Annotated in this window: 19 protein-coding genes; 13 read left to right on the plus strand and 6 right to left on the minus strand. The window is 69.7% G+C overall.

The features are described 5' to 3' along the window. On the minus strand, positions 1–388 hold a 388-nt coding region (locus NJ4_RS09235), incomplete at its 3' end, for a helix-turn-helix domain-containing protein (protein ID WP_157550991.1). 141 nt (positions 389–529) lie between these two features. On the opposite strand from NJ4_RS09235, the gene NJ4_RS09240 reads away from it, so the two are divergent. The 6 genes from NJ4_RS09240 (at position 530) to NJ4_RS09265 (ending at position 6,044) form a co-directional block, all read left to right on the plus strand. Next, the gene (locus NJ4_RS09240) at positions 530–1,942 is read left to right on the plus strand and encodes an MFS transporter (RefSeq protein ID WP_082748323.1); all 1,413 of its coding nucleotides are present in this window, start codon (positions 530–532) and stop codon (positions 1,940–1,942) included. Beyond that, positions 1,939–2,721: an IclR family transcriptional regulator gene (locus tag NJ4_RS09245; protein ID WP_067433457.1), complete on the plus strand. Its 783-nt coding sequence runs from the start codon at positions 1,939–1,941 to the stop codon at positions 2,719–2,721. Before NJ4_RS09240 ends, NJ4_RS09245 begins: the two co-directional genes overlap by 4 nt. Before the next feature lie 108 nt (positions 2,722–2,829). Beyond that, positions 2,830–3,666 (plus strand): 2-keto-4-pentenoate hydratase, encoded by an 837-nt coding sequence (locus NJ4_RS09250; protein ID WP_067433460.1) that lies wholly within the window; start codon positions 2,830–2,832, stop codon positions 3,664–3,666. Next, on the plus strand, positions 3,663–4,655 hold the full coding sequence (locus tag NJ4_RS09255; protein WP_067433463.1) for an acetaldehyde dehydrogenase (acetylating): 993 nt from the start codon (positions 3,663–3,665) through the stop codon (positions 4,653–4,655). Before NJ4_RS09250 ends, NJ4_RS09255 begins: the two co-directional genes overlap by 4 nt. Next, positions 4,652–5,674 carry a 4-hydroxy-2-oxovalerate aldolase gene (dmpG, locus tag NJ4_RS09260; protein ID WP_067433466.1) on the plus strand — a complete coding sequence of 341 codons (1,023 nt, stop codon included), beginning with the start codon at positions 4,652–4,654 and terminating at the stop codon, positions 5,672–5,674. Before NJ4_RS09255 ends, dmpG begins: the two co-directional genes overlap by 4 nt. A 28-nt stretch (positions 5,675–5,702) precedes the next feature. Further along, entirely contained in the window at positions 5,703–6,044 is a 342-nt protein-coding gene (locus tag NJ4_RS09265; RefSeq protein WP_067433499.1) for a DUF2200 domain-containing protein, read from the plus strand. A gap of 33 nt (positions 6,045–6,077) precedes the next feature. Here the strand turns inward: NJ4_RS09265 and NJ4_RS09270 are convergent, their stop codons facing one another. Beyond that, positions 6,078–7,532: a flavin-containing monooxygenase gene (locus NJ4_RS09270; protein ID WP_169799233.1), complete on the minus strand. Its 1,455-nt coding sequence runs from the start codon at positions 7,530–7,532 to the stop codon at positions 6,078–6,080. Positions 7,533–7,534: 2 nt separating this feature from the next. Next, a complete protein-coding gene (locus NJ4_RS09275; protein WP_067433472.1) occupies positions 7,535–8,437 on the minus strand; it encodes an SDR family oxidoreductase in 903 nt (300 codons plus the stop codon). Positions 8,438–8,563: 126 nt separating this feature from the next. Here NJ4_RS09275 and NJ4_RS09280 point away from each other — a divergent pair, with 126 nt between their 5' ends. Beyond that, a complete protein-coding gene (locus NJ4_RS09280; protein ID WP_245644515.1) occupies positions 8,564–9,601 on the plus strand; it encodes an LLM class flavin-dependent oxidoreductase in 1,038 nt (345 codons plus the stop codon). A 24-nt stretch (positions 9,602–9,625) separates the two neighbouring features. On the opposite strand, the gene NJ4_RS09285 is transcribed toward NJ4_RS09280, so the two are convergent. The 3 genes from NJ4_RS09285 to NJ4_RS09295 form a co-directional block, all read right to left on the minus strand. Further along, positions 9,626–10,255, minus strand: a complete 630-nt coding sequence (locus NJ4_RS09285) for a vitamin K epoxide reductase family protein (RefSeq protein WP_217996812.1) — start codon at positions 10,253–10,255, stop codon at positions 9,626–9,628. Further along, positions 10,252–11,076: a DsbA family protein gene (locus NJ4_RS09290; protein ID WP_067433475.1), complete on the minus strand. Its 825-nt coding sequence runs from the start codon at positions 11,074–11,076 to the stop codon at positions 10,252–10,254. The genes NJ4_RS09285 and NJ4_RS09290 overlap by 4 nt, the downstream gene beginning before the upstream one ends. 123 nt (positions 11,077–11,199) lie before the next feature. Next, a complete protein-coding gene (locus NJ4_RS09295; protein ID WP_157550993.1) occupies positions 11,200–11,709 on the minus strand; it encodes a hypothetical protein in 510 nt (169 codons plus the stop codon). Between the two features lie 310 nt (positions 11,710–12,019). Between NJ4_RS09295 and NJ4_RS09300 the strand changes: the two genes are divergently transcribed. The 6 genes from NJ4_RS09300 to NJ4_RS09325 all read left to right on the plus strand — a co-directional run. Continuing rightward, the gene (locus NJ4_RS09300; RefSeq protein ID WP_067433481.1) at positions 12,020–13,411 is read left to right on the plus strand and encodes a dicarboxylate/amino acid:cation symporter; all 1,392 of its coding nucleotides are present in this window, start codon (positions 12,020–12,022) and stop codon (positions 13,409–13,411) included. Positions 13,412–13,471: 60 nt separating this feature from the next. Continuing rightward, complete coding sequence (locus tag NJ4_RS09305; RefSeq protein WP_067433484.1) at positions 13,472–13,804, plus strand: cupin domain-containing protein; 333 nt, start codon at positions 13,472–13,474, stop codon at positions 13,802–13,804. Next, entirely contained in the window at positions 13,801–14,280 is a 480-nt protein-coding gene (locus NJ4_RS09310; RefSeq protein WP_067433487.1) for a hypothetical protein, read from the plus strand. The genes NJ4_RS09305 and NJ4_RS09310 overlap by 4 nt, the downstream gene beginning before the upstream one ends. Before the next feature lie 186 nt (positions 14,281–14,466). After that, positions 14,467–17,772: a family 78 glycoside hydrolase catalytic domain gene (locus NJ4_RS09315; protein ID WP_067433490.1), complete on the plus strand. Its 3,306-nt coding sequence runs from the start codon at positions 14,467–14,469 to the stop codon at positions 17,770–17,772. Positions 17,773–18,160: 388 nt separating this feature from the next. Next, on the plus strand, positions 18,161–18,451 hold the full coding sequence (locus NJ4_RS09320) for a DUF1330 domain-containing protein (RefSeq protein ID WP_067433493.1): 291 nt from the start codon (positions 18,161–18,163) through the stop codon (positions 18,449–18,451). A gap of 96 nt (positions 18,452–18,547) precedes the next feature. Next, a partial coding sequence (locus tag NJ4_RS09325) for a DUF3375 family protein (RefSeq protein ID WP_067433496.1) occupies positions 18,548–19,701 on the plus strand: 1,154 nt, incomplete at its 3' end.

Raw genomic sequence — 19,701 nt, forward strand, 5'->3', positions numbered from 1 at the left:
GCGGTGGCTCGACGACCGCGACCGCCACGGCCTCGTCGCCCTCTTCGACCAGCAGCGACACGGTTGCCTCCACCTGCGCGGCCAGCTCGCGGAGCAGCGGCTCGGCGGCCTCGCGGAGTCCGCCCTGCACCCCTTGGGCCAGAGCGGTCAGGCCGGCGCCGGCACGGTAGCGACCGTCGGCGGAGCGCGCGGCGAGGCGGAAGTCGGTGAGGGTGGCCAGCATGCGGTAGGCGATCGTGCGGTGCACCTCGAGCTGGTTCGCGACGTCCTGGATGGTGACGCCGTGCGGACTGTTCGCCACGATCTCGAGGGCTCGGAGGCCGCGCGCCAAGGTCTGGGAACCCACGTTGCGGGAGGCCGTCGTCGCGCCCTCGGTTTTGCTGCTCATGTCGGCCACCCTAGCCGCGTCCGAATCGCGATTTGTGGAGCAGAGGTCTTGACAGGGCCCTGTGACCGCCCTCACTGTTATGCACAGTCTACACACTGACGAGCGTTAAATACACGCATCGCGATCCACGGAGGCACCGTCATGACCCGCACCGTCTCGCCGAGCAGCAGGAGAACCCGTCGCCGGGTGCTGCTCTCCAGCTATCTCGGCAGCACCATCGAGTTCTACGACTTCCTGCTCTACGGCCTCGTGGCCACCCTGGTCTTCGGTGAGGTGTTCTTCTCCGGCCTGGACCCGACCACCGGGCGGATCCTGGCCCTGGCCACCCTTGCCGCTGGCTACGTGGCCCGCCCCGTCGGGGGTGTGGTGTTCGGCCACTTCGGCGACCGGTTCGGACGCAAGTCGACGCTGGTCGTGACGATGAGCCTGATGGGTCTGGCCTCCTGCCTGGTCGGCCTGCTGCCGACGTACGCCTCGATCGGCGTTGCCGCTCCGATCCTGCTGACCCTGCTGCGCGTCGTGCAGGGCATCGCGGTCGGGGGCGAGTGGGGAGGCGCCGCGTTGATGGCGCTGGAGCACTCCGAGGACGACAAGCGCGGCTTCGCGGCCAGCTTCGCCAACATGGGCGGTCCCTCGGGCGCCGTGCTGGCCACGGTCTCGGTGGCCCTGTTCTCGCTGCTGCCCGAGTCTGCATTCCTCAGCTGGGGTTGGCGTCTGCCGTTCCTGCTCAGCTTCGTGCTGGTCGGCATCGGCCTGTTCATCCGGCTCCAGGTCACCGAGTCCCCGCTCTTCCTCGAGGCCCAGGAGAAGGCGGCCACGACCACGACCGAGAAGAAGCGCACCCCGCTCGCCGAGGTGCTGCGCAGCCACCCGCACCACGTGCTGCTGGCGCTGGCCGCCGGACTTGCCGCCTTCCTGCTCCAGTCCCTGCTGGCCACCTTCGCCATCGGCTACGCGATCGGTGAGGGCCACTCCCGTGGTGCCGCGCTGACCGCCGCGGCGATCGCCGCGTTCGTGCACATCTTCACCATTCCCGCCTTCGCCCTGCTCTCTGACCGGGTCGGACGTCGGCCGGTGATGATCGGCGGCGCGCTGGCCACCGCGGTGCTCGCCTGGCCGCTGTTCGCCCTGCTCTCCAGTGGCAACTGGTGGCTGCTGCTGGCCGGCTTCGTGCTCGGCAACCCGATCCTGCAGGCCGCCATGTACGGCCCGCTCGCGGCGTTCGTCACCGAGATGTTCGGCACGCGCGCCCGCTACACCGGGGCCTCCCTGGGCTACCAGCTCTCGACCACCGTTGGTGCCGGTTTCGGTCCGGTCGTCGCGGCCTCACTGCTCGCCTCGGGTGGGGGACGGCCGACGTACGTCGTGCTGCTCGTCATCGGGACCGCGCTGGCCAGCGCGGTGGCCGTGTGGCTCACCAAGGAGAGCAGCACCGCACGGCTCGGTCAGAGCGACAAGCCGGCCGCGGCACCGGCGCCGGAACCTCGGCACGCCGGGTCCAGCGCCGGGTCCAGCGCCGGATCGGTCGCGGAGCCGGTAACTTCGCTGTCGTGACCTCAGCACCGCGACCGCCTCTCGACACCGACTCGGTGCTCGGGAAGGTGGTCGCGGTGCTCTCGGCCTTCGAGGTCGACGACCACGAGCTGCGGCTGGCCGAGATCAGCCGACGGACCGGTCTGGCCAAGGGGACCACGCACCGCATCGTCGCCGACCTGGTCGCCGCACGGCTGATGGATCGCACCGAGACCGGCTACCGCCTGGGCGGGAAGCTCTTCGAGCTCGGCATGCGCGCCTCGGTCGAGCGTGGCCTGCTCGAGGTCGCCACGCCGTTCATGGAAGACCTCTACGAACGCACCCACGAGACCGTGCACCTGGGTGTGCTCGAGGGACGCGAGGTCGTCTACGTCGCCAAGATCGGCGGTCACCGTCAGGCCTCGAGCCCGTCTCGTCTGGGCGGGAGGATGCCGGTGCACTGCACGGCGATCGGCAAGGCACTCCTCGCGCACAGCCCCTCGGCCTTCGTCGCCGAGGTGCTCAGCGCGCCGCTCGAACGACGTACGCCCCGGACCGTGACCGGACCGGGGCTGTTGCGGCGCCAGCTCGACCGGGTCGTCGAGGCCGGGGTCGCCTTCGAGCACGAGGAGTCCGCGGTCGGCATCGTCTGCGTGGCTGCTCCGGTGCTCGACGCCGACGACCGCCCGGTCGCAGCGGTCAGCGTCACCGGCCCGATCACACGGTTCCGTCCCGAGGCACACGCCAGCTCCGTGCATGCGGCCGCGGCCGGTGTCGCCTCGACCCTGGCCCGCCGGGCCGCGCTGCTGCGCGACGACTGATCGGAAGGCGGGGCGTCGCGCTGGTGTGGGCGTCCGAGAGTTGCTCAACGTTCCGGTGAGTGGAACCGAAGCCTGTCGTGGCGGGTGCCCATGCCTCACCGTTGAGGCATGACCACCACTCCAGCCGTCGACCGTGCCGTCGACCAGGCGGCGCAGCGCCTGCTCGAGGCCGCCCGCACCCAGACTCCGTGCCCGCCCGTTCGCGACCTGATCGGTGCCGCCGACGTCGCGCTCGCCTACGCCGTGCAGGAGCGACTGACCGCCGCCCGCATGGCCGACGGTGCGGTCGTGGTCGGGCACAAGATCGGCCTGACCTCGCCCGCCGTGCAACAGCAGCTCGGGGTGGACCGCCCCGACTTCGGTGTGCTCTTCGACGACATGGGGTACGCCGACTCGGCGGTCGTGCCGATCGAGCGACTCCTCCAGCCCAAGGTCGAGGCGGAGATCGCCTTCGTGCTCGCCGAGGATCTGGTCGAGGGTGACCTCGACGTCCGGCAGGTGCGCGAGGCAGTCGACTACGCCGTCGCCGCGATCGAGATCGTCGACAGCCGGGTGGCCGGCTGGGACATCAAGTTCGGGGACACCGTGGCCGACAACGCCTCCAGCGGCCTCTACACCCTCGGTACCCGACAGGTGCCGCTGAGCGACTTCGAGCCGGTCGAGGCCGAGATGACGATGAGCATCGACGGCGAGGTGGTCTCCACCGGCAACGGCGCCGCCTGCCTCGGCGACCCGTTGGCCGCACTGTCCTGGCTTGCCCGCACCGCTCGCGAGGTCGGGACGCCCCTGCGGGCGGGCCACATCGTGCTCTCCGGCGCGCTCGGCCCGATGGCCCCGGTCGTTGCCGGCTCCACCGTCACCGCCGAGATCAGTGGGCTCGGCAGCGTCACCGCCAACTTCTCCGGCTCCCACTCCGGCTCCGTCAACGAAGGGCTCAAGGCATGAACACGAAGACCAAGGTCGCCATCATCGGCTCGGGCAACATCGGCACCGACCTGATGATCAAGGTGCTGCGGCTCTCCGACACCCTCGAGATGGGCGCGATGGTCGGCATCGACCCCGAGTCCGACGGTCTCGCGCGGGCGCGCCGGTTCAAGGTGCCCACCACGCACGAAGGCGTCGACGGCCTGATCGCGATGGAGGGGTTCGACGAGATCGGCGTCGTCTTCGATGCCACCTCGGCGAAGGCACACGTGGCCAACGCCGCCAAGCTCGCGCCGTACGGCGTCACGATGGTCGACCTCACCCCCGCCGCGATCGGCCCGTTCGTCGTGCCCGCGGTGAATCTCGACCAGAACGAGCGGGCGACCAACGTCAACATGGTCACCTGCGGGGGACAGGCCACGATCCCCATCGTGGCAGCGATCTCGCGGGTCACCTCGGTGCCGTACGCCGAGATCGTGGCCTCGATCGCGTCGAAGTCGGCCGGCCCCGGCACGCGAGCGAACATCGACGAGTTCACCGAGACCACCTCGCAGGCCATCGAGGCCGTCGGTGGTGCCACGCGGGGCAAGGCGGTGATCATCCTCAACCCGGCCGAGCCCCCGTTGATCATGCGTGACACCGTCTTCGCACTGATCGGCGACGCCGACGAGTCGACCCACGACAAGGTGCGCGCCTCGATCGAGGAGATGGTCGCCGACGTGGCGGCCTACGTGCCCGGCTACCGCCTCAAGCAGACCGTGCAGATCACGCCCGTTCCGGAGGACCAGCCGGTGCACACCCTGGCCGGTGACGCCCGGGTCACCCACCAGGTCTCGGTCTTCCTCGAGGTCGAGGGTGCCGCGCACTACCTGCCGGCGTACGCCGGGAACCTCGACATCATGACCTCGGCCGCCCTGCGCACCGCCGAGCGTCTCGCCCAGAACACAGCCCAGAGCACGCCCGGGACGAGTGACCGGACTGCTGCTGCCCGCACGGAGGTGCCCGCATGACCAAGCTCTACATCCAGGACGTCACCCTGCGCGACGGCATGCACGCCGTCCGACACCGGATCACACCCGAGAACGTCGGTCGCATCGTCCGTGCGCTCGACGCTGCCGGTGTCGATGCGATCGAGGTCGCCCACGGCGACGGACTGGCCGGTGGCTCGCTGATCTACGGTCCCGGGTCGCACAGCGACTGGGAGTGGATCGAGGCCGCGGCGCAGAACATCTCGAAGGCGAAGCTGACCACGTTGTTGCTCCCCGGCGTCGGCACCATCGAGGAGCTCAAGCACGCCTACGGACTGGGTGTCCGCTCGGTGCGCGTGGCCACCCACTGCACCGAGGCCGACGTGTCGGCCCAGCACATCGCGACCGCCCGCGAGATCGGCATGGACGTCTCCGGCTTCCTGATGATGAGCCACCTGGCGCCCGCCGACGAGCTGGCCAAGCAGGCCAAGCTGATGGAGTCCTACGGCGCCCACTGTGTCTACGTCACCGACTCGGGCGGCCGGCTCACCATGAACGGCGTCCGCGACCGTGTCACCGCCTACCGTGACGTCCTCGACCCGGAGACCGAGATCGGCATCCACGCGCACGAGAACCTCTCGCTCTCCGTGGCCAACTCCGTGGTGGCCGTCGAGTCCGGCGTGACCCGGGTCGACGCCTCGCTCGCCGGTCACGGCGCCGGCGCCGGCAACGCGCCGATCGAGCCGTTCATCGCGGTTGCCGACCTGCAGGGCTGGGAGCACGGTTGTGACCTGTTCGCCCTGCAGGACGCGGCCGACGACATCGTGCGGCCGCTCCAGGATCGGCCGGTCCGGGTCGACCGCGAGACCCTCACCCTCGGGTACGCCGGGGTCTACTCCAGCTTCCTGCGTCACGCCGAGACGGCGTCGCAGCGCTACGGGATCGACGTCCGCGACATCCTGCTCGAGGTCGGCAAGCGCGGCCTGGTGGGCGGTCAGGAGGACATGATCGTCGACATCGCGCTGACCCTGGCGAGCGAACGGGAAGGCGCCACCGCCTGACCCGGCCGGGCTCCTCTAGCCTGTGACCATGGGTCATCGCATCTTCACCGTCAGCTTCGCCTCCGTCTATCCGCACTACGTGACGAAGCTGGAGAAGAAGGGCCGAACGAAGGCCGAGCTGCACGAGGTGATCGAGTGGCTCACCGGGTACGACGACGCGGCGATCGCCCGGCACCTGGCCGAGGAGACCACCTTCGAGGAGTTCTTCGACCGGGCGCGGATCAACCCGAACGCACCACTGATCACCGGGGTGGTCTGCGGCGTCAAGGTGCAGGACATCGAGGACCCGCTGATGCAGAAGATCCGCTACCTCGACAAGCTCGTCGATGAGCTGGCCAAGGGCAAGGCGATGGAGAAGGTCCTGCGCTGACGGGGCAGCGACACACGGCACCGGAGTGCGCCGTCAGCCGGCGAACTCCATCACCCCGTCATCGACCTTGCTCCCTCGCAGGAACTTCTTGTCGAAGTACCAGTTGTGCTTCAGGCGCCACGGATCCCGGTCCCCGGCGATCGGCAGTCGGCCGGCCGCGCGCTGGAGGTAGCCCGACTCGAGGTCCAGCAGGGGAGCGGGTTCGAGGCCCTCGTCGAGTCGTGGGGTGGCCACCTTCAGGTTGTGCTGGTCCATGTGCTCGAGAAGGCGTACGACGTACTCGCACACGAGGTCGGCCTTCAGCGTCCACGAGGCGTTGGTGTAGCCCACGATGAAGGCGAAGTTGGGGATGCCGCTGAGCATCATCGCCTTGTAGGTGAAGGTCGTGCCGAGGTCGACCTTGTCACCGTTGACCTCGATCGACGCGCCACCCATCGGGATCACGTCGAGGCCCGTGGCGGTGACCACGATGTCGGCCTCCAGCTCCCGGCCGGACCTCAGCCGGATGCCCGTCTCGGTGAACGTCTCGATGTGGTCGGTGACGACGTCGACCTTGTGGCTGTGGATCGCCTTGAACAGGTCGGCTCCCGGGATCACGCACAGGCGCTGGTCCCACGGGTCGTACGGCGGCGTGAGGTGGGTGTCGTAGTCGAAGTCGTCGGGCAGGTGCAGCCTGGCCCAGCGCTTGAGCAGCGCCTTCGCGGCCTTGGGGCTGCGTCGGCAGAACTCGTAGAAGCCGATCGTGACCGCGGCGTAGCGGGCGTGGATCGCCCGCGCGGCCAGTGAGCGGGGCAGCGTCCTCTTGAGCGTCTGGGCGATCGGGTCGACCCGGGGCTGGCTGACGATGTAGGTCGGCGTGCGCTGCAGCATCGTGATGTGTCCGGCGTCGCGGGCCATCGACGGGATCAGCGTCACGGCCGTGGCGCCGCTGCCGACCACGACCACGCGCTTGCCGGTGTAGTCGAGGTCCTCGGGCCAGTGCTGGGGGTGCACGAGTCGGCCACGGTAGTCGTCGAGCCCCTCCCACTGCGGCGTGTAGCCGGCCTCGTAGTTGTAGTAGCCGCTGGTCGAGACCAGGAAGTCGGCGGTCAGCGTCTCGGTCTCCCCGGTCGCAGTGTTCTCGACGGTGACGGTCCAGAACCCGTCCTCGTCGGACCACGCGAAGCCCGTTGCCTTGCGGTGGTAGCGGATCCGCTTGTCGACGCCGTACTCGGTCGCGGTCTCGCGCAGGTAGCGCAGGATGTCGGCGCCGTCGGCGATCGCGTTCCTGCCGTCCCAGGGGCGGAAGCCGAAGCCGAGGGTGTACATGTCGGAGTCGGAGCGGATGCCGGGGTAGGTGAACAGGCTCCAGGTGCCGCCGAGCTCGTCGCGCTGCTCGAGGAGGGCGTAGTTCTTCGCCGGGAAGGCCCGGCTGATGTGGACGGCGGCATCGATGCCGGAGAGCCCGGCGCCGACGATGAGGACTTCGAGGTGGGTTGCTTCGGTCACGGTCAGTCCTTCGGGTCGGTGGCGGCCGCGGGGCTCTCCGCGTTGGCCAGGTTGCGAGCGCTGGTGGAGCGTCCGAGAGCGGCGACCTCGGCGTCCATGCGGGGGAGCAGGTCGGGGACGAACTTAAGGACCGGCTTGCTGCCGGCGGCGGAGTTGACCACGTTGCGGTTGAGGCCGATGCCGCGCACCCAGCCGGGGCAGTAGACGTGGCGCCGGCGCTTCTCGATGCCCTTCACGAAGGCCTTCACACAGGCGTCGACCGAGGTGGTCCGGCTCAGCGGGTACGGCATCTTCGTGATCATGTCATGGAAGGAGGTGAGGTCCTTCTTGGCGTCCTGCACGAGGGGCGTGTCGATCCACGACATGTGGGCACAACCGACGTCGACGCCCTGGTGGGCCAGCTCGAGCCGCAGTGCGTTGGCGAAGTGCTCGGCGCCGGCCTTGCTCGCGTTGTACGCCGCGAGCCCGGGCGCGGCGGCGAACGCCGCGAGCGAGGAGACCACGAGGAAGTAGCCCTGGGACTCCACGAGCGCCGGCACGGTGGCCCGTGCGGTGTGGAAGACGCCCAGCACGTTGATGTCCAGCACCCGCTTGAAGGCCGCAGGGTCGACCGCCATCACCGAGCCGTAGCTGGCGATCCCGGCGTTGGCCACCACCGCGTCGATCCGGCCGAAGCGCTCGACGGCGGCGTCGGCTGCGGCCTGCATGGCGGCCAGGTCACAGACGTCGGCCACCACGGCGAGAGCGTTGTCGCCGATCGCGGTGGCCGTCTCGGCCAGGGCCTCCTGGTCGAGGTCGGTGATGACGACCTTGGCGCCCCTGGTGGCCAGGGACTTCGCGACCTCTGCCCCGATGCCGCGGGCGCCTCCGGTGATGAGCACGACCTGGTCTGCGAAACGACTCATGTGGATCTCCATTGTCTGTGACACTGCGTAACAGGTAAAACTAGAGCGTGGCGGCGTCCTGGTCAATGCCATGAGACGCAGACCTCCTCCCGCGCCACCGCTCAGGGAACAGAAGGGGCCACGCCCGTGGTTGAGGACGGCATGAAGAAGATCGGGTTCCTCAACTTCGGCCACTGGACCGACTCGCCGCACTCCCGGGTGCGCACCGCCTCGGACGCCCTGCTCCAGTCGATCGAGCTGGCCGTCGCGACCGAGGAGCTGGGTGGTGACGGCGCCTACTTCCGGGTGCACCACTTCGCCAACCAGCTGGGCTCGCCGTTTCCGCTGCTGGCTGCCATCGGCGCGAAGACGGAACGCATCGAGATCGGCACCGGGGTGATCGACATGCGCTACGAGAACCCGCTCTACATGGCCGAGGACGCCGGTGCGGCGGACCTGATCGCGGGCGGTCGACTCCAGCTCGGCATCAGCCGCGGATCACCGGAGCAGGTCATCGACGGCTGGAGCTACTTCGGCTACGCACCGGGGGAGGACTCCGATGCGTCGGAGATGGCACGGCGTCACACCGACGTGTTCCTCGAGGTGCTCGAGGGAGAGGGCTTCGCCGAACCCAACCCGCGCCCGATGTTCCCCAATCCGCCCGGCCTGCTGCGCGTCGAGCCGCACTCCGAAGGGCTGCGCGAGCGGATCTGGTGGGGTGCCGCGTCCGACGCGACCGCACGCTGGGCGGCGGAGCAGGGCATGCACCTGATGAGCTCGACCCTGAAGGCCGACGAGACCGGTGAGCCGTTCCACGTGCAGCAGCGCAAGCAGATCGAGGCGTTCCGCGCAGCATGGAGCGAGGCCGGTCATGGGCACGAGCCGAGGGTGTCGGTGAGCCGGTCGATCATGCCGATCGTGACCGACGTCGACCGCGCCTACTTCGGCCAGGACGGCGAGAGCCGCGACCAGATCGGACAGATCGAGCCGCAGCTGCGCGCCGTCTTCGGGCGGTCGTACGCCGCGGAGCCCGATCGCCTGGTCGAGCAGCTGGCGCAGGACGAGGCGATCGCTGCGGCTGACACGCTGTTGCTGACCGTCCCGAACCAGCTGGGGGTCGACTACAACGCCCACCTGCTGCGCACGATCCTCGAGGACGTGGCCCCCGGTCTCGGTTGGCGCTGAGCCGCGGCGGGCCCCGGACGCGACTCAGACGAGCGTGCTCCAGTAGTCCCAGAAGCGGATCAGGACCAACACCAGCACGGCGACGTACCAGAGCCCGATCAGCGTGAGACGCCACTCCCACAGCGACCGGGCGAGTCGACGTACACCGTCGGCGGCCTTGAGGGTGAACCAGAGCGCCAGTGGCACGGTCACCCCCCACACGACCATGCACCACGGGCACAGGGCCCCGATGCGGTAGAGGCTCTGGAAGATCAGCCAGTGGACGAAGGCGACGCCGAGGATCGAGCCGGTGGCGGCGCCGATCATGATCCACTGCGGCAGGCGTACGCCGGACGCCAGCACCACGCTGACCGTGAGCATGATGCTGAACCCGATGACTCCGAGGAAGGGGTTGGGGAACCCGAAGGCGGCGGCCTGGTCGGTGGCCATGACCGAACCGCAGGAGAGAACCGGGTTGAAGTTGCAGCTCGGCTCGAAGCCCGGGTCCTCGAGCAGCCTGACCTTGTCGACCGAGAGGGTGAATGCAGCGGCCAGTCCGAGGAACGACAGCACGCTCATGCCGATGCTGGTCAGGCGTCCCCAGCGGAGGTGCTGGTCGGTGTCGTCGTCCTCCGGGTCGTCGTTGCGACCACCGACCGCGGGTTCGCCGCTCACGTGGCCAGCGCGTCCTTGACCGCGGAGTCGATCGCCTCGGCGGTGCCCTCGACCACTGTGCCGTTGACCATGATCGTCGGCGTTCCGCCGAAGTCGTCCGACTTCGTCACCCGGTGGGACGTGTAGTCGATCCAGTCCTCATGGGGGCGGTCGTCGATGCATTTCCCCACGGTGTCGGCGTCCGCTCCGGACGCGGTGGCCAGGCCCACGAGGTCGTCGTCGGAGAGACCCGACCCTCCCTCGGCCGGCTGGCCCTCCATGAGCTTGTTGTGCATGGCGAACCAGTTGTCCGGGCTCTCCTCGGCCACGCAGACGGCGGCATTGAGCGCACGGCTGGAGTACTCGGTCGAGGACATCTCGTCGAGGAACGCGATCGGGCGGAAGTCGAGCCGCACCTGGTCGCCCTCGGCGTAGCCTTCGAGGAGGTCCTTGGTCTGCGCGTGGGTCGCGGCGCAGTGGGGGCACTGGAAGTCCTCGATCAGGGTGACCGTGACCGGGGCGTCCGGGTTGCCGACGGTGATGTCACCGCTCTTGTCGAAGCCGTTCGGGGCCGCGACGTAGTCGGGCTCGTTGGCCCGCATGACGGCGATGGTCACTCCGATGACGGTGGCGGCGACCGCGACCAGGATGCCGACCTGGACCAGCACCTTCTTGCGCCGCTGCTTGCGTTGCTGCTCCTCACGCAGGGCGGCGGCCCGCGCCCTCCGCTCCCGTTTCGCGGCGGCTGCTTCGACGGCCGCGGGGTCGAGTCTCGTCTTCGGACCGTTGTTCTTGCCGGACTTCCCGGACGTGCGGGACTTGCCGGGGCGCTTGCCAGACATCTCTTCAGGGACCTCGTCGTTCGGGGCGGGGCTTCTGGTTGAAGATTCTACGGAAAGCGTCCAAGTGTGGATCGGACCGAGACTGTGGCTGGTCGCGGCGAGGTCCTGACTCTCGACCGGGGATCAGTCGGCGGCGCAGCTTCCCGAGTCGACCCTGACCTGCGTTCGTTGGAGGCCGGGCTCGTTGGCCGAGATCTGCCTCGAGTCAACGGTGACGCACACCCGCGGGCCGTCGTACCCCTCGTCGTCGAGGGCGTACCGCCCCACCGCGACCTCGTAGTGAGCGGTGCCGGAGTCCGTCTCGGGGTCCTCTCCACTCGTCGCGTTGGCCCAGTCCAGCGCCTTGCCGAGATCCCTCTCGGCGGCTCGGGTGATCCACGCGATGTCGACCTCGTCGAGTGAACCGTCGTAGGAGCTGGCCGGGAGGGCGACGGCATCGTGCAGCTCCAGTTGGCTCACGCGGGCCCGGACCGTCACGACCACCGCGCAGACCGCGGTGACGCAGGTGATGATCACCAGCCACCCGATGATCATCGGGTGGAGCGGGCTCGTGGTGAACTTGTTCTGGCGGCCGAACCACAGCATCACCAGCAAGGTTGCGGTGACCACCCACATCACGACTACGGGACTCATGCGCGCGATCCTTCCCGGCCGGATCTGCAGGAAACCTGTCGATGGGACCCGGACCACACCGCGAATCGGGAATGCCGGAGACGATCGGCAGGTTGACGCGGACATGCACGGTGAGAAGAGGAACGAGGGCGACCTGCTGACGCGTCGCCTCGTCGTGGACCTCGTGCGCCTGCAGCTCGGCAGCTGTCGACGGTGAGCCGGGTCCGTCGCGCCGTCGGTGCGACGTGCTCCCTCCCAGATCCTTCCTCCTCATCCTCGACGTCGTGCGCGCGCCCAGTGGCGCGCCGTACGGCTGCAGCGAAAGGCAACCATGAGCTCGAGCACGCAGAACCCGCCCGCACCTGAGGCCACTCCCGAGAGGCGCCGTCGCTGGCTTCCCTCGTTCGGGGTCCAGGTGCTCATCGGGCTGGTGCTCGGCGTCATCCTCGGGCTCGTGGCCCGCAGCATGGGCGCCGACGGTGTCGACCAGGCGACCGGCGAGGTCGACCCGAACTGGTTGACGGAGACGCTGACCACGGTGGGCAGCACGTTCGTCACCCTGCTCCGCGCCATCGTCCCGCCGCTGGTCTTCCTCGCGATCGTCGCCTCGATCGCCAACCTGCGCGAGGTGACCGGTGCGGCGCGCCTCGCGTGGAAGACGCTGCTTTGGTTCGCGATCACCGCCCTGATCGCGGTCTCCATCGGCATCACGCTCGGCCTGGTGCTCGAGCCGGGCAAGCACACCAGCGTCACCGAGGCGGCCGCCTCCGCACCGGGTACGACCGGCTCGTGGCTGGACTTCCTGACCGGCCTGGTGCCGGCCAACGTGCTCGGGCTCCAGGCGAGCGCGAACGGCGACGGGTCGATCGGCCTGTCCTTCAACGTGCTGCAGATCCTGGTGGTCGCGATCGCGGTCGGCATCGCCACCCTCAAGGTGGGCGAGGCGGCGGACCCGTTCCTGACCGTGGTGCGCTCCGCGCTGGCCATCGTGCAGAAGGTGCTGTGGTGGGTCATCCTGCTAGCCCCGATCGCCACGGTGGGCCTGCTCGGCAACGCGGTTGCGTCCTACGGCTGGGACGCGCTCGGATCGCTCGGCACGTTCGCCGGTGCGATCTACCTCGGCCTGGCCCTCGTGATGTTCGTGGTCTACCCGATCCTGCTGCGCGCCAACGGCCTGTCGATCAGGCAGTTCTTCTCCGGCGCCTGGCCGGCGATCCAGCTGGGGTTCGTCTCGCGTTCCTCGGTCGGCACCATGCCGGTGACCCAGTCCGTCACCGAGCGCAACCTCGGGGTGCCGTCGGCCTACGCCTCGTTCGCCGTTCCGCTCGGGGCGACCACCAAGATGGACGGCTGCGCCTCGATCTACCCGGCGATCTCGGCGATCTTCGTCGCCCAGTTCTTCGGCCTGGACCTGGCCGTCACCGACTACCTGCTGATCGTCTTCGTCTCGGTGATCGGCTCGGCGGCCACCGCCGGCGTCACCGGTGCGACTGTGATGCTGACGCTCACCCTGTCGACGCTGGGCCTGCCGCTCGAGGGCGTGGGCCTGCTGCTGGCCATCGACCCGATCCTCGACATGGGCCGGACGGCGACCAACGTGGCCGGTCAGGCACTGGTGCCGACACTGGTGGCCAAGCGCGAGGGCATCCTCGACACGGCGAGGTACGACGCCTCGCGTCGCGGCGAGGCGTGGCGGGAGGACGAGGAGCTGGTCGCGGCCTGACCCGACCCGGGTGGTGGGGCTACGGTTCGATGAGAGCCCCCTTCCTGACAGGAGCACCAGATGGAGACCACGTCTCTGACCGCGCTTGCCGCCCAGCACCTGGCCACCGCCCACGAGGCGTCCGCAGGGCGCAGTGCGCACACGATCCACGGCAGTCGTGAGCACGCGCTGCGGCAGACCCTGATCGCCCTGGTCGCGGGCCGGGCGCTCGGCGAGCACGAGAGTCCGGGCGAGGCGACCCTGCAGGTGCTGGTCGGTCGGGTGCGGCTCAGTGCCGGTGACGACACGGCCGAGCTGGTGGCGGGGGAGCACGTGATGATCCCTCCGGCACGCCACGACCTGGCCGCCCTCGACGACTCCGTGGTGCTGCTCACCGTCCTTGCTGGGGTATGAGCGCCGCTTCCCACTCCCGCGGCCAGGCGATCCCCGGCCCCGCGCTCGTCCTGACGGTGCTCGGGGCCGCGTGCGTGGTGGCCGGTGGGCTGGTCGCCGCGGCCACCGGTCCCCTCGACCTGGCCCACGGCAGCTGGATGGCCGCCTACCTCGTGCTGGTCGGTGGGGTCGCGCAACACGTGATGGGCAGGGTGCGGTCGTCGTACGACCCGTCCCGATGGGCGCGGTGGGGCTGGATGCAGGTTCTGGGGTGGAACGGCGGCAACGCGCTGGTGATCGGCGGCACCCAGGTCGACGTGCCGTTGCTCGTCGACCTCGGTTCGGTGCTGCTGGTGGGCGCCCTGGTCGTCGCGTTGTACGCCGACCGCGGGGCCCGTGGCCCGCTCCCGCTCCGGTGGGGGTATCGCCTGCTGTTGCTGGTGATGGCGCTCAGCATCCCGATCGGCATCGTGCTCTCGCACCTGCGCCACGGGTGATCGGCGACCCCCCTGCACGGGCCCGATGAGCACGCGAACGCTGACTCGGTGCACCAGGCGAACGTGGCCGGATCCGGCCATGTGCTTGTGGCGCCGATCGCGGGCCCCTAGCGTGACGTTGCAACGTTTCAATCCGGGTTCATCGGATGGGGACGCACGCAGCTCATCGACCCGGAGGTCCCAGAAGTGACTGCTCTGCCGCGCCACTCCAGATTCCGCAGCGTTGCCCTGGTGCTGGTCGCCGCGGTCGCGGTGGCCGCGCCGTCGGCGGTGCCCTCGACTGCCGCCGCCGCGCCTCCCGGTAGTCGACCGTCCGCGCCGACCGGCCTCACCGTCGACGACCTCGCCGAGGCGCTCAACACCGATCTGTCACCACGCTTCGGCTGGCTGCCCCAGGACGTGGACGCCAACGAGGTGCAGACGTCCTACAAGATCGAGGTGCGCGACGCCGACGGCTCGATCGTCTGGGACACCGACAAGGTGAAGTCGTCGCAGCAGTCGTACGTCGACTACGAGGGCGCGCCGCTGGCCCCCGGCAGTGGGTACTCCTGGCGAGTGCGCACCTGGGACAAGGACGCCCTGCCTTCTCCGTGGTCACCATGGGAGAGCTTCGAGACCGGTCTGGACGACGGCGACTGGGGTGACGCCGCATGGATCCGGCGCCCACCGGGCAACCCGGACGCCACTGCGTTGAGCATCGTGGACGGCCGCGGGCGTGTCACCGGGGGAGACGTCACGATCGCGAAGCCGGGGCACGACTGGACCGACTACGTCATCTCCATGGAGGTCACCCCGGTGACCAGGGCCGCTGCCGTCGTGTTCCGGGCGCCGGACAGCGTCAACGGCTACATGTGGCAGCTCCACGCCGGCGACGACGCCGTCAAGACGCACCGCATGGTGAACGGGGCGTTTCCCAGGGATGCCCGGCGGACGGTGCCGCACGTCATCGACACCGGCGTCACCTACGAGCTGAGCATTCGCGTCGAGGGCCACACCTTCGAGACCAGCATCGACGGTCAGGTCATCGACACGTGGACGGACCCGTCGGCGACCGGCTCGTCCGCCGGCACGATCGGCTTCCGCGAAGCGAGTGGCGAGGTCGCCGACTTCGACGACATCACGGTCACCTCCCTCGACGCGGCCACCACCCTCTTCGAGGAGGACTTCGCCGGCGACCTCACCCAGTGGGTGAGGGGCACGACCACTCGTGAGGCCGACGAGTACACGTTGGCGCGCACCGAGGTCGACGTGCCGGCGGGCGAGCTCGTTCGAGCCCGCAGCTATCTGGCAGGCAGCCACACCGCGGAGCTCTACCTGGACGGCGAGCGTGCCGACCGGATGTCGAACTACGGCTACCCCGGTGAGGGGTACTACCAGGCGGCTGACATCACCGACCTGGTGACGCCGGGGGAGAAGCTGTCCGTCGGCGCCATGCTGCACTGGTTCAGCAGCGGCCAGGGCCGAGCGGCCGCCGAGCCGGGCCTGCTGGTGCGCCTGGTGCTCGAGTACGCCGACGGGTCGACGCACACCATCGTCAGCGACGGGTCGTGGAAGGTGCGCCGCGGGCCCTACGTGTTGGTCGGAACCCGCAACGGGGAAGGGCTCTACGTCGAACACCGGGACGGAGTCGCCGCCCAGGCAATCGGTGACTGGACCCACGTCGGCTACGACGACAGCTCCTGGTCGGACGCGGTCGTGATCGGGGCCCACCCGGTCGCGCCGTTCACCCACCTGGTCGGAGGGGAGGCCCGGCTGGCCGAGTCCGTCGTGCACCCGAAGCGGATCCTGGTGGCCGACGACGGCACGCCGGTGGCCGACTTCGGCACCGTCATCCCGGCCCGACCCGGCGTCCACTTCGACGCTGGTGAAGCCGGCCGCGTGATTCCCATCCGGGCCAGCTACGGCCTCGCGGACGACGGCCGGGTCTCCACGGCCTCGACCGACACCCAGGGCACCAACATGTCATTCCCCTACACGCAACAGGCGGGGGTCCAGGACTACGAGGCCTTCGGACACCTCGGCTTCCGCTACCTGGAGATTCCCGGCAGTGGCGAGGAGATCGGCGTCGACGACGTCAGCGCGACGGTCGTGCACACGGCCTATCCCGAGGGTGGCGACTCGACGTTCACCACCTCCGACCCCACGCTCAACGCTGTCTGGGACCTGATGGACCGGTCGCTGGAGTACTCGGTGCAGGAGACGTTCGTGGACACCCCGACGCGTGAGCAGGGGCAGTTCCTGCACGACACCGTGAACATCTCCGTCGGCCTGATGGCCACCGAGAACGAACGGGTGATGACCCGGCAGGCGATCCGCGAGTTCATGCTCAGCCAGGAGCGCTACTGGACCACCGGCGACGACAGTGGTCGCTACAACGCGGTCTATCCCAACGGGGACGGCAAGCGGGACATCCCCGACTTCACCGAGGTCGTGCCCGACTGGATCTGGCAGTACTACCTCGAGTCCGGCGACCGCGACCTGCTCGAAGACACCTACGACAGTCTCGCCGCCACGGCCGGCTACATCCGCCGGCACACCGCGACGTCCGGCCCCACGAGCGGGCTGGTCACCGAGCTGACCGGCGGCAGCGGGCAGTACAAGTTCGGCATCGTCGACTGGCCGGCCCACGGGCGCTTCGACTACGACATGACCGCCACGGCACGCACCACGGTGAACGCGCTCGGCGTGGACGTGCTCCGCAAGGTCGCGCTCGTCGCCGAGGCAGTGGGGCGACCCGCAGCCGAGGTGCACGGCTATCGCGTCGACGCCGACGCCCTGGCCGCGCGGATGAACGCGACGCTGCGTCGTCCCGACGGCGTCTATGTCGACGGGTTGCTGGCCGACGGTTCGCAGAGCCCGCACGCCGGGCAGCACTCGACGTCGTACGCCGTCGCGCTGGGCATCGCCCCGGCGGAGGACCGGGCCGCGTTGGGCGACCACCTGGCATCACTCGGGATGAAGCAGGGGCCGATGACCGCGCACCTGCTGGTCGAGGCGCTCGCCGACTCCGGTGCCGAGGAGGGGCTGCTGCACCTGCTCACCAACGAGGATGACTACGGCTGGGCGGGCTGGCTCGCCGACGGCGGCACCTTCACCCCTGAGTCGTGGGAGCTCAGCGGTTCCGCCAACAGCGCGTCGCACGGCTGGGGGTCACGCTCGGCGGTCGACCTCCTCGAGTCGGTTCTCGGGATCGCGATCACCGCACCGGGCGCGGCCGAGGTCGCCATCTCGGTGCCGGCGACGGGTCTGACGCACGCCTCCGGCACCCGCTCGACGCAACGCGGCACGGTTTCCTCGCAGTGGTCGCGCACTGACGACGGGCTGAGCTTGACGACCGAGATCCCGGTGAACGTCTCCGCAGTCGTCTCGCTGCCGGCGGGCGTCACCTACGAGGTCACCGGGGAGAAGGACGCCTCCGCCGTGCGCCTGGGCACCAAGGACGGGGTCACCCAGTTCCGCATCGGCTCGGGCAGGTGGACCTTCGCGTCCTGACCTCCACCGCCTGTCAGGAAGCGAGCAGGCTCTGTGACGGTGCCTGCGCCGGCGGCCGGGTCCGGCGCAGGGCCACGATCAGCAGGCCGGCGACCACCAGCAACCCGCCGCTCAGCGCGGCCACCCCGCTCCACCCGCTGGCCAGACCGTGCCGGCAGAAGAAGCACCGAGCTGGCGGGTGACGAGTTCATCACCACGCCGGTCGGCTTCGGCTTCCGAACGATCGTGACCCGTGCCTTGCCCTGCGTTCGCCGAGCGCCCACCGGACCGTGGGCCTGCCCTGGCGCACCGACCACGAGCCGGCTCCACCGGCCGCCCGGATGCTCGCGTTCATCCGGGAGACGTGGGACGTGTCCGACCCGGTCCGCACCTGAGGGAGAATGGATCCATGACTGCCTACTGGATCAGCACCTACAACGAGATCCTCGATCCCGAGAAGATGGCCGCGTACGCCGCAATCGCCGGGCCTCTCCTGACCGAGGCCGGCGGCACCTACCTGGCCAGGGACCAGTCCGCGCACACCTGGGAGGACGCCCGTGAGGGCCGGGTGGTGATCATTCAGTTCGACTCGGTCGAGCAGGCGCAGGCGGCGCACGACAGCTCGGCGTACCAGGCGGCGCTGGCGGTGCTCGACGGTGGCGTGCGACGTGAGGTGCGGATCGTCCCCGGGGTCGAGTGACCCTGACCCACGCGCTCCCTGGCGGCAGGACGGTCCTACCCCTCTGGAATGCTTGCGCTCCGGTCGGTACGACGAACGCAGTCTGGAGGTGTGGGGATGAGTGAGATCGCCGGTGAGCTGGCCCGGGTCAAGGGCGCCTTCAGCCAGCCCACACTGACCCTGCTGCACCAGCGCCAGGCGCCGGTGGTGATCACGATCTTCCGGGCCGCGTTCGGTCGCAACAACAAGCCGATCCCGACCGCGCGCCTGCACACCCAGGTCGAGGAGCACCTCGCGCGGATCCGGTCGACCGGTGAGGGGCAGGTGCCCGAGGGCAGCGGTCGTGACCTGTGCCAGAAGTGGATGCGGGGGCAGTGGCTGGTGCGGGCCCTCGACGAGCGCGGCACCGAGGTCTACACGCTCACCTCCCACGCCCAGCAGGCGCTCGAGCTGGTCAAGAACCTGACCCGTGACCGGGCCACGCTCAGCGAGCACCGCATCGCCACGATCGTCGGCAGCGTGCGCCGGTTCAACGCCGACGCCAACCCCGACCGCACCACGCGGGTGACCCTGCTCAACGAGGAGATCGCCCGGCTCCAGCTCGAGCGGGACCGGCTCGTCGACGGCGCCGAGATGGTCAGCGCCACCGAGGACTACATGCTCGAGGGCTTCACCGAGCTGCTGTCGCTGATCTCGGCGCTGCCCAGTGACTTCGCCCGCGTCGAGGAACGGTTCGCGACGATCCGGGCCGAGATCCTGGCCGCCTTCCGCGCCGAGGACCGACCCGCAGGTGACGTGATCGACGACTACCTCGCCCGGGCCGACCGGCTGATGACCGCCACCCACGAGGGCCGCGCGTTCGAGGGTGCCTTCGCGTTGCTCCGGGACGACGCCCTGGTCACCCAGCTCCGCGAGGATCTCACCGCACTCCTCGACCACCCGCTCTCCGACCGCATCCTCGGCGAGGCCGATCGTGCCGAGCTGCGGGGCACGGTCCGGCTGGTCCGCGACGGGCTCGACCGGGTGCTCACCCAGCGCTCCCGGGTCACCGCCACGCTGAAGGAGTACATCGTCTCCCACGACGCCGCTCGCGACCGCGAGCTGGAGCAGACCCTGCGCCAGGTCGAGTCCGAGCTGATGACCTGGCTGGCCACCACCGGCCCCCGTGCCACCCACGACGTCCCGCTGCTGCCCTCGCGGGCCGGTGTCGACCACCTCCGCGAACGGTTCCACGACCCCGCCGACGACGTGCTTCCCGAGCCGATCGCCGC

The sequence above is a fragment of the Nocardioides jensenii JCM 1364 = NBRC 14755 genome, assembly GCF_001552535.1.
Taxonomy (GTDB): Bacteria; Actinomycetota; Actinomycetes; order Propionibacteriales; family Nocardioidaceae; genus Nocardioides; species Nocardioides jensenii.

Coding starts and splice junctions, on each gene's coding strand:
- NJ4_RS09305 (WP_067433484.1), top strand. CDS start 13,472: ATGGAGACCACGTCTCTGACCGCGCTTGCCGCCCAGCACCTGGCCACC.
- NJ4_RS09310 (WP_067433487.1), top strand. CDS start 13,801: ATGAGCGCCGCTTCCCACTCCCGCGGCCAGGCGATCCCCGGCCCCGCG.
- NJ4_RS09300 (WP_067433481.1), top strand. CDS start 12,020: ATGAGCTCGAGCACGCAGAACCCGCCCGCACCTGAGGCCACTCCCGAG.
- NJ4_RS09295 (WP_157550993.1), bottom strand. CDS start 11,709: ATGAGTCCCGTAGTCGTGATGTGGGTGGTCACCGCAACCTTGCTGGTG.
- NJ4_RS09320 (WP_067433493.1), top strand. CDS start 18,161: ATGACTGCCTACTGGATCAGCACCTACAACGAGATCCTCGATCCCGAG.
- NJ4_RS09240 (WP_082748323.1), top strand. CDS start 530: ATGACCCGCACCGTCTCGCCGAGCAGCAGGAGAACCCGTCGCCGGGTG.
- NJ4_RS09265 (WP_067433499.1), top strand. CDS start 5,703: ATGGGTCATCGCATCTTCACCGTCAGCTTCGCCTCCGTCTATCCGCAC.
- NJ4_RS09275 (WP_067433472.1), bottom strand. CDS start 8,437: ATGAGTCGTTTCGCAGACCAGGTCGTGCTCATCACCGGAGGCGCCCGC.
- dmpG (WP_067433466.1), top strand. CDS start 4,652: ATGACCAAGCTCTACATCCAGGACGTCACCCTGCGCGACGGCATGCAC.
- NJ4_RS09250 (WP_067433460.1), top strand. CDS start 2,830: ATGACCACCACTCCAGCCGTCGACCGTGCCGTCGACCAGGCGGCGCAG.
- NJ4_RS09255 (WP_067433463.1), top strand. CDS start 3,663: ATGAACACGAAGACCAAGGTCGCCATCATCGGCTCGGGCAACATCGGC.
- NJ4_RS09290 (WP_067433475.1), bottom strand. CDS start 11,076: ATGTCTGGCAAGCGCCCCGGCAAGTCCCGCACGTCCGGGAAGTCCGGC.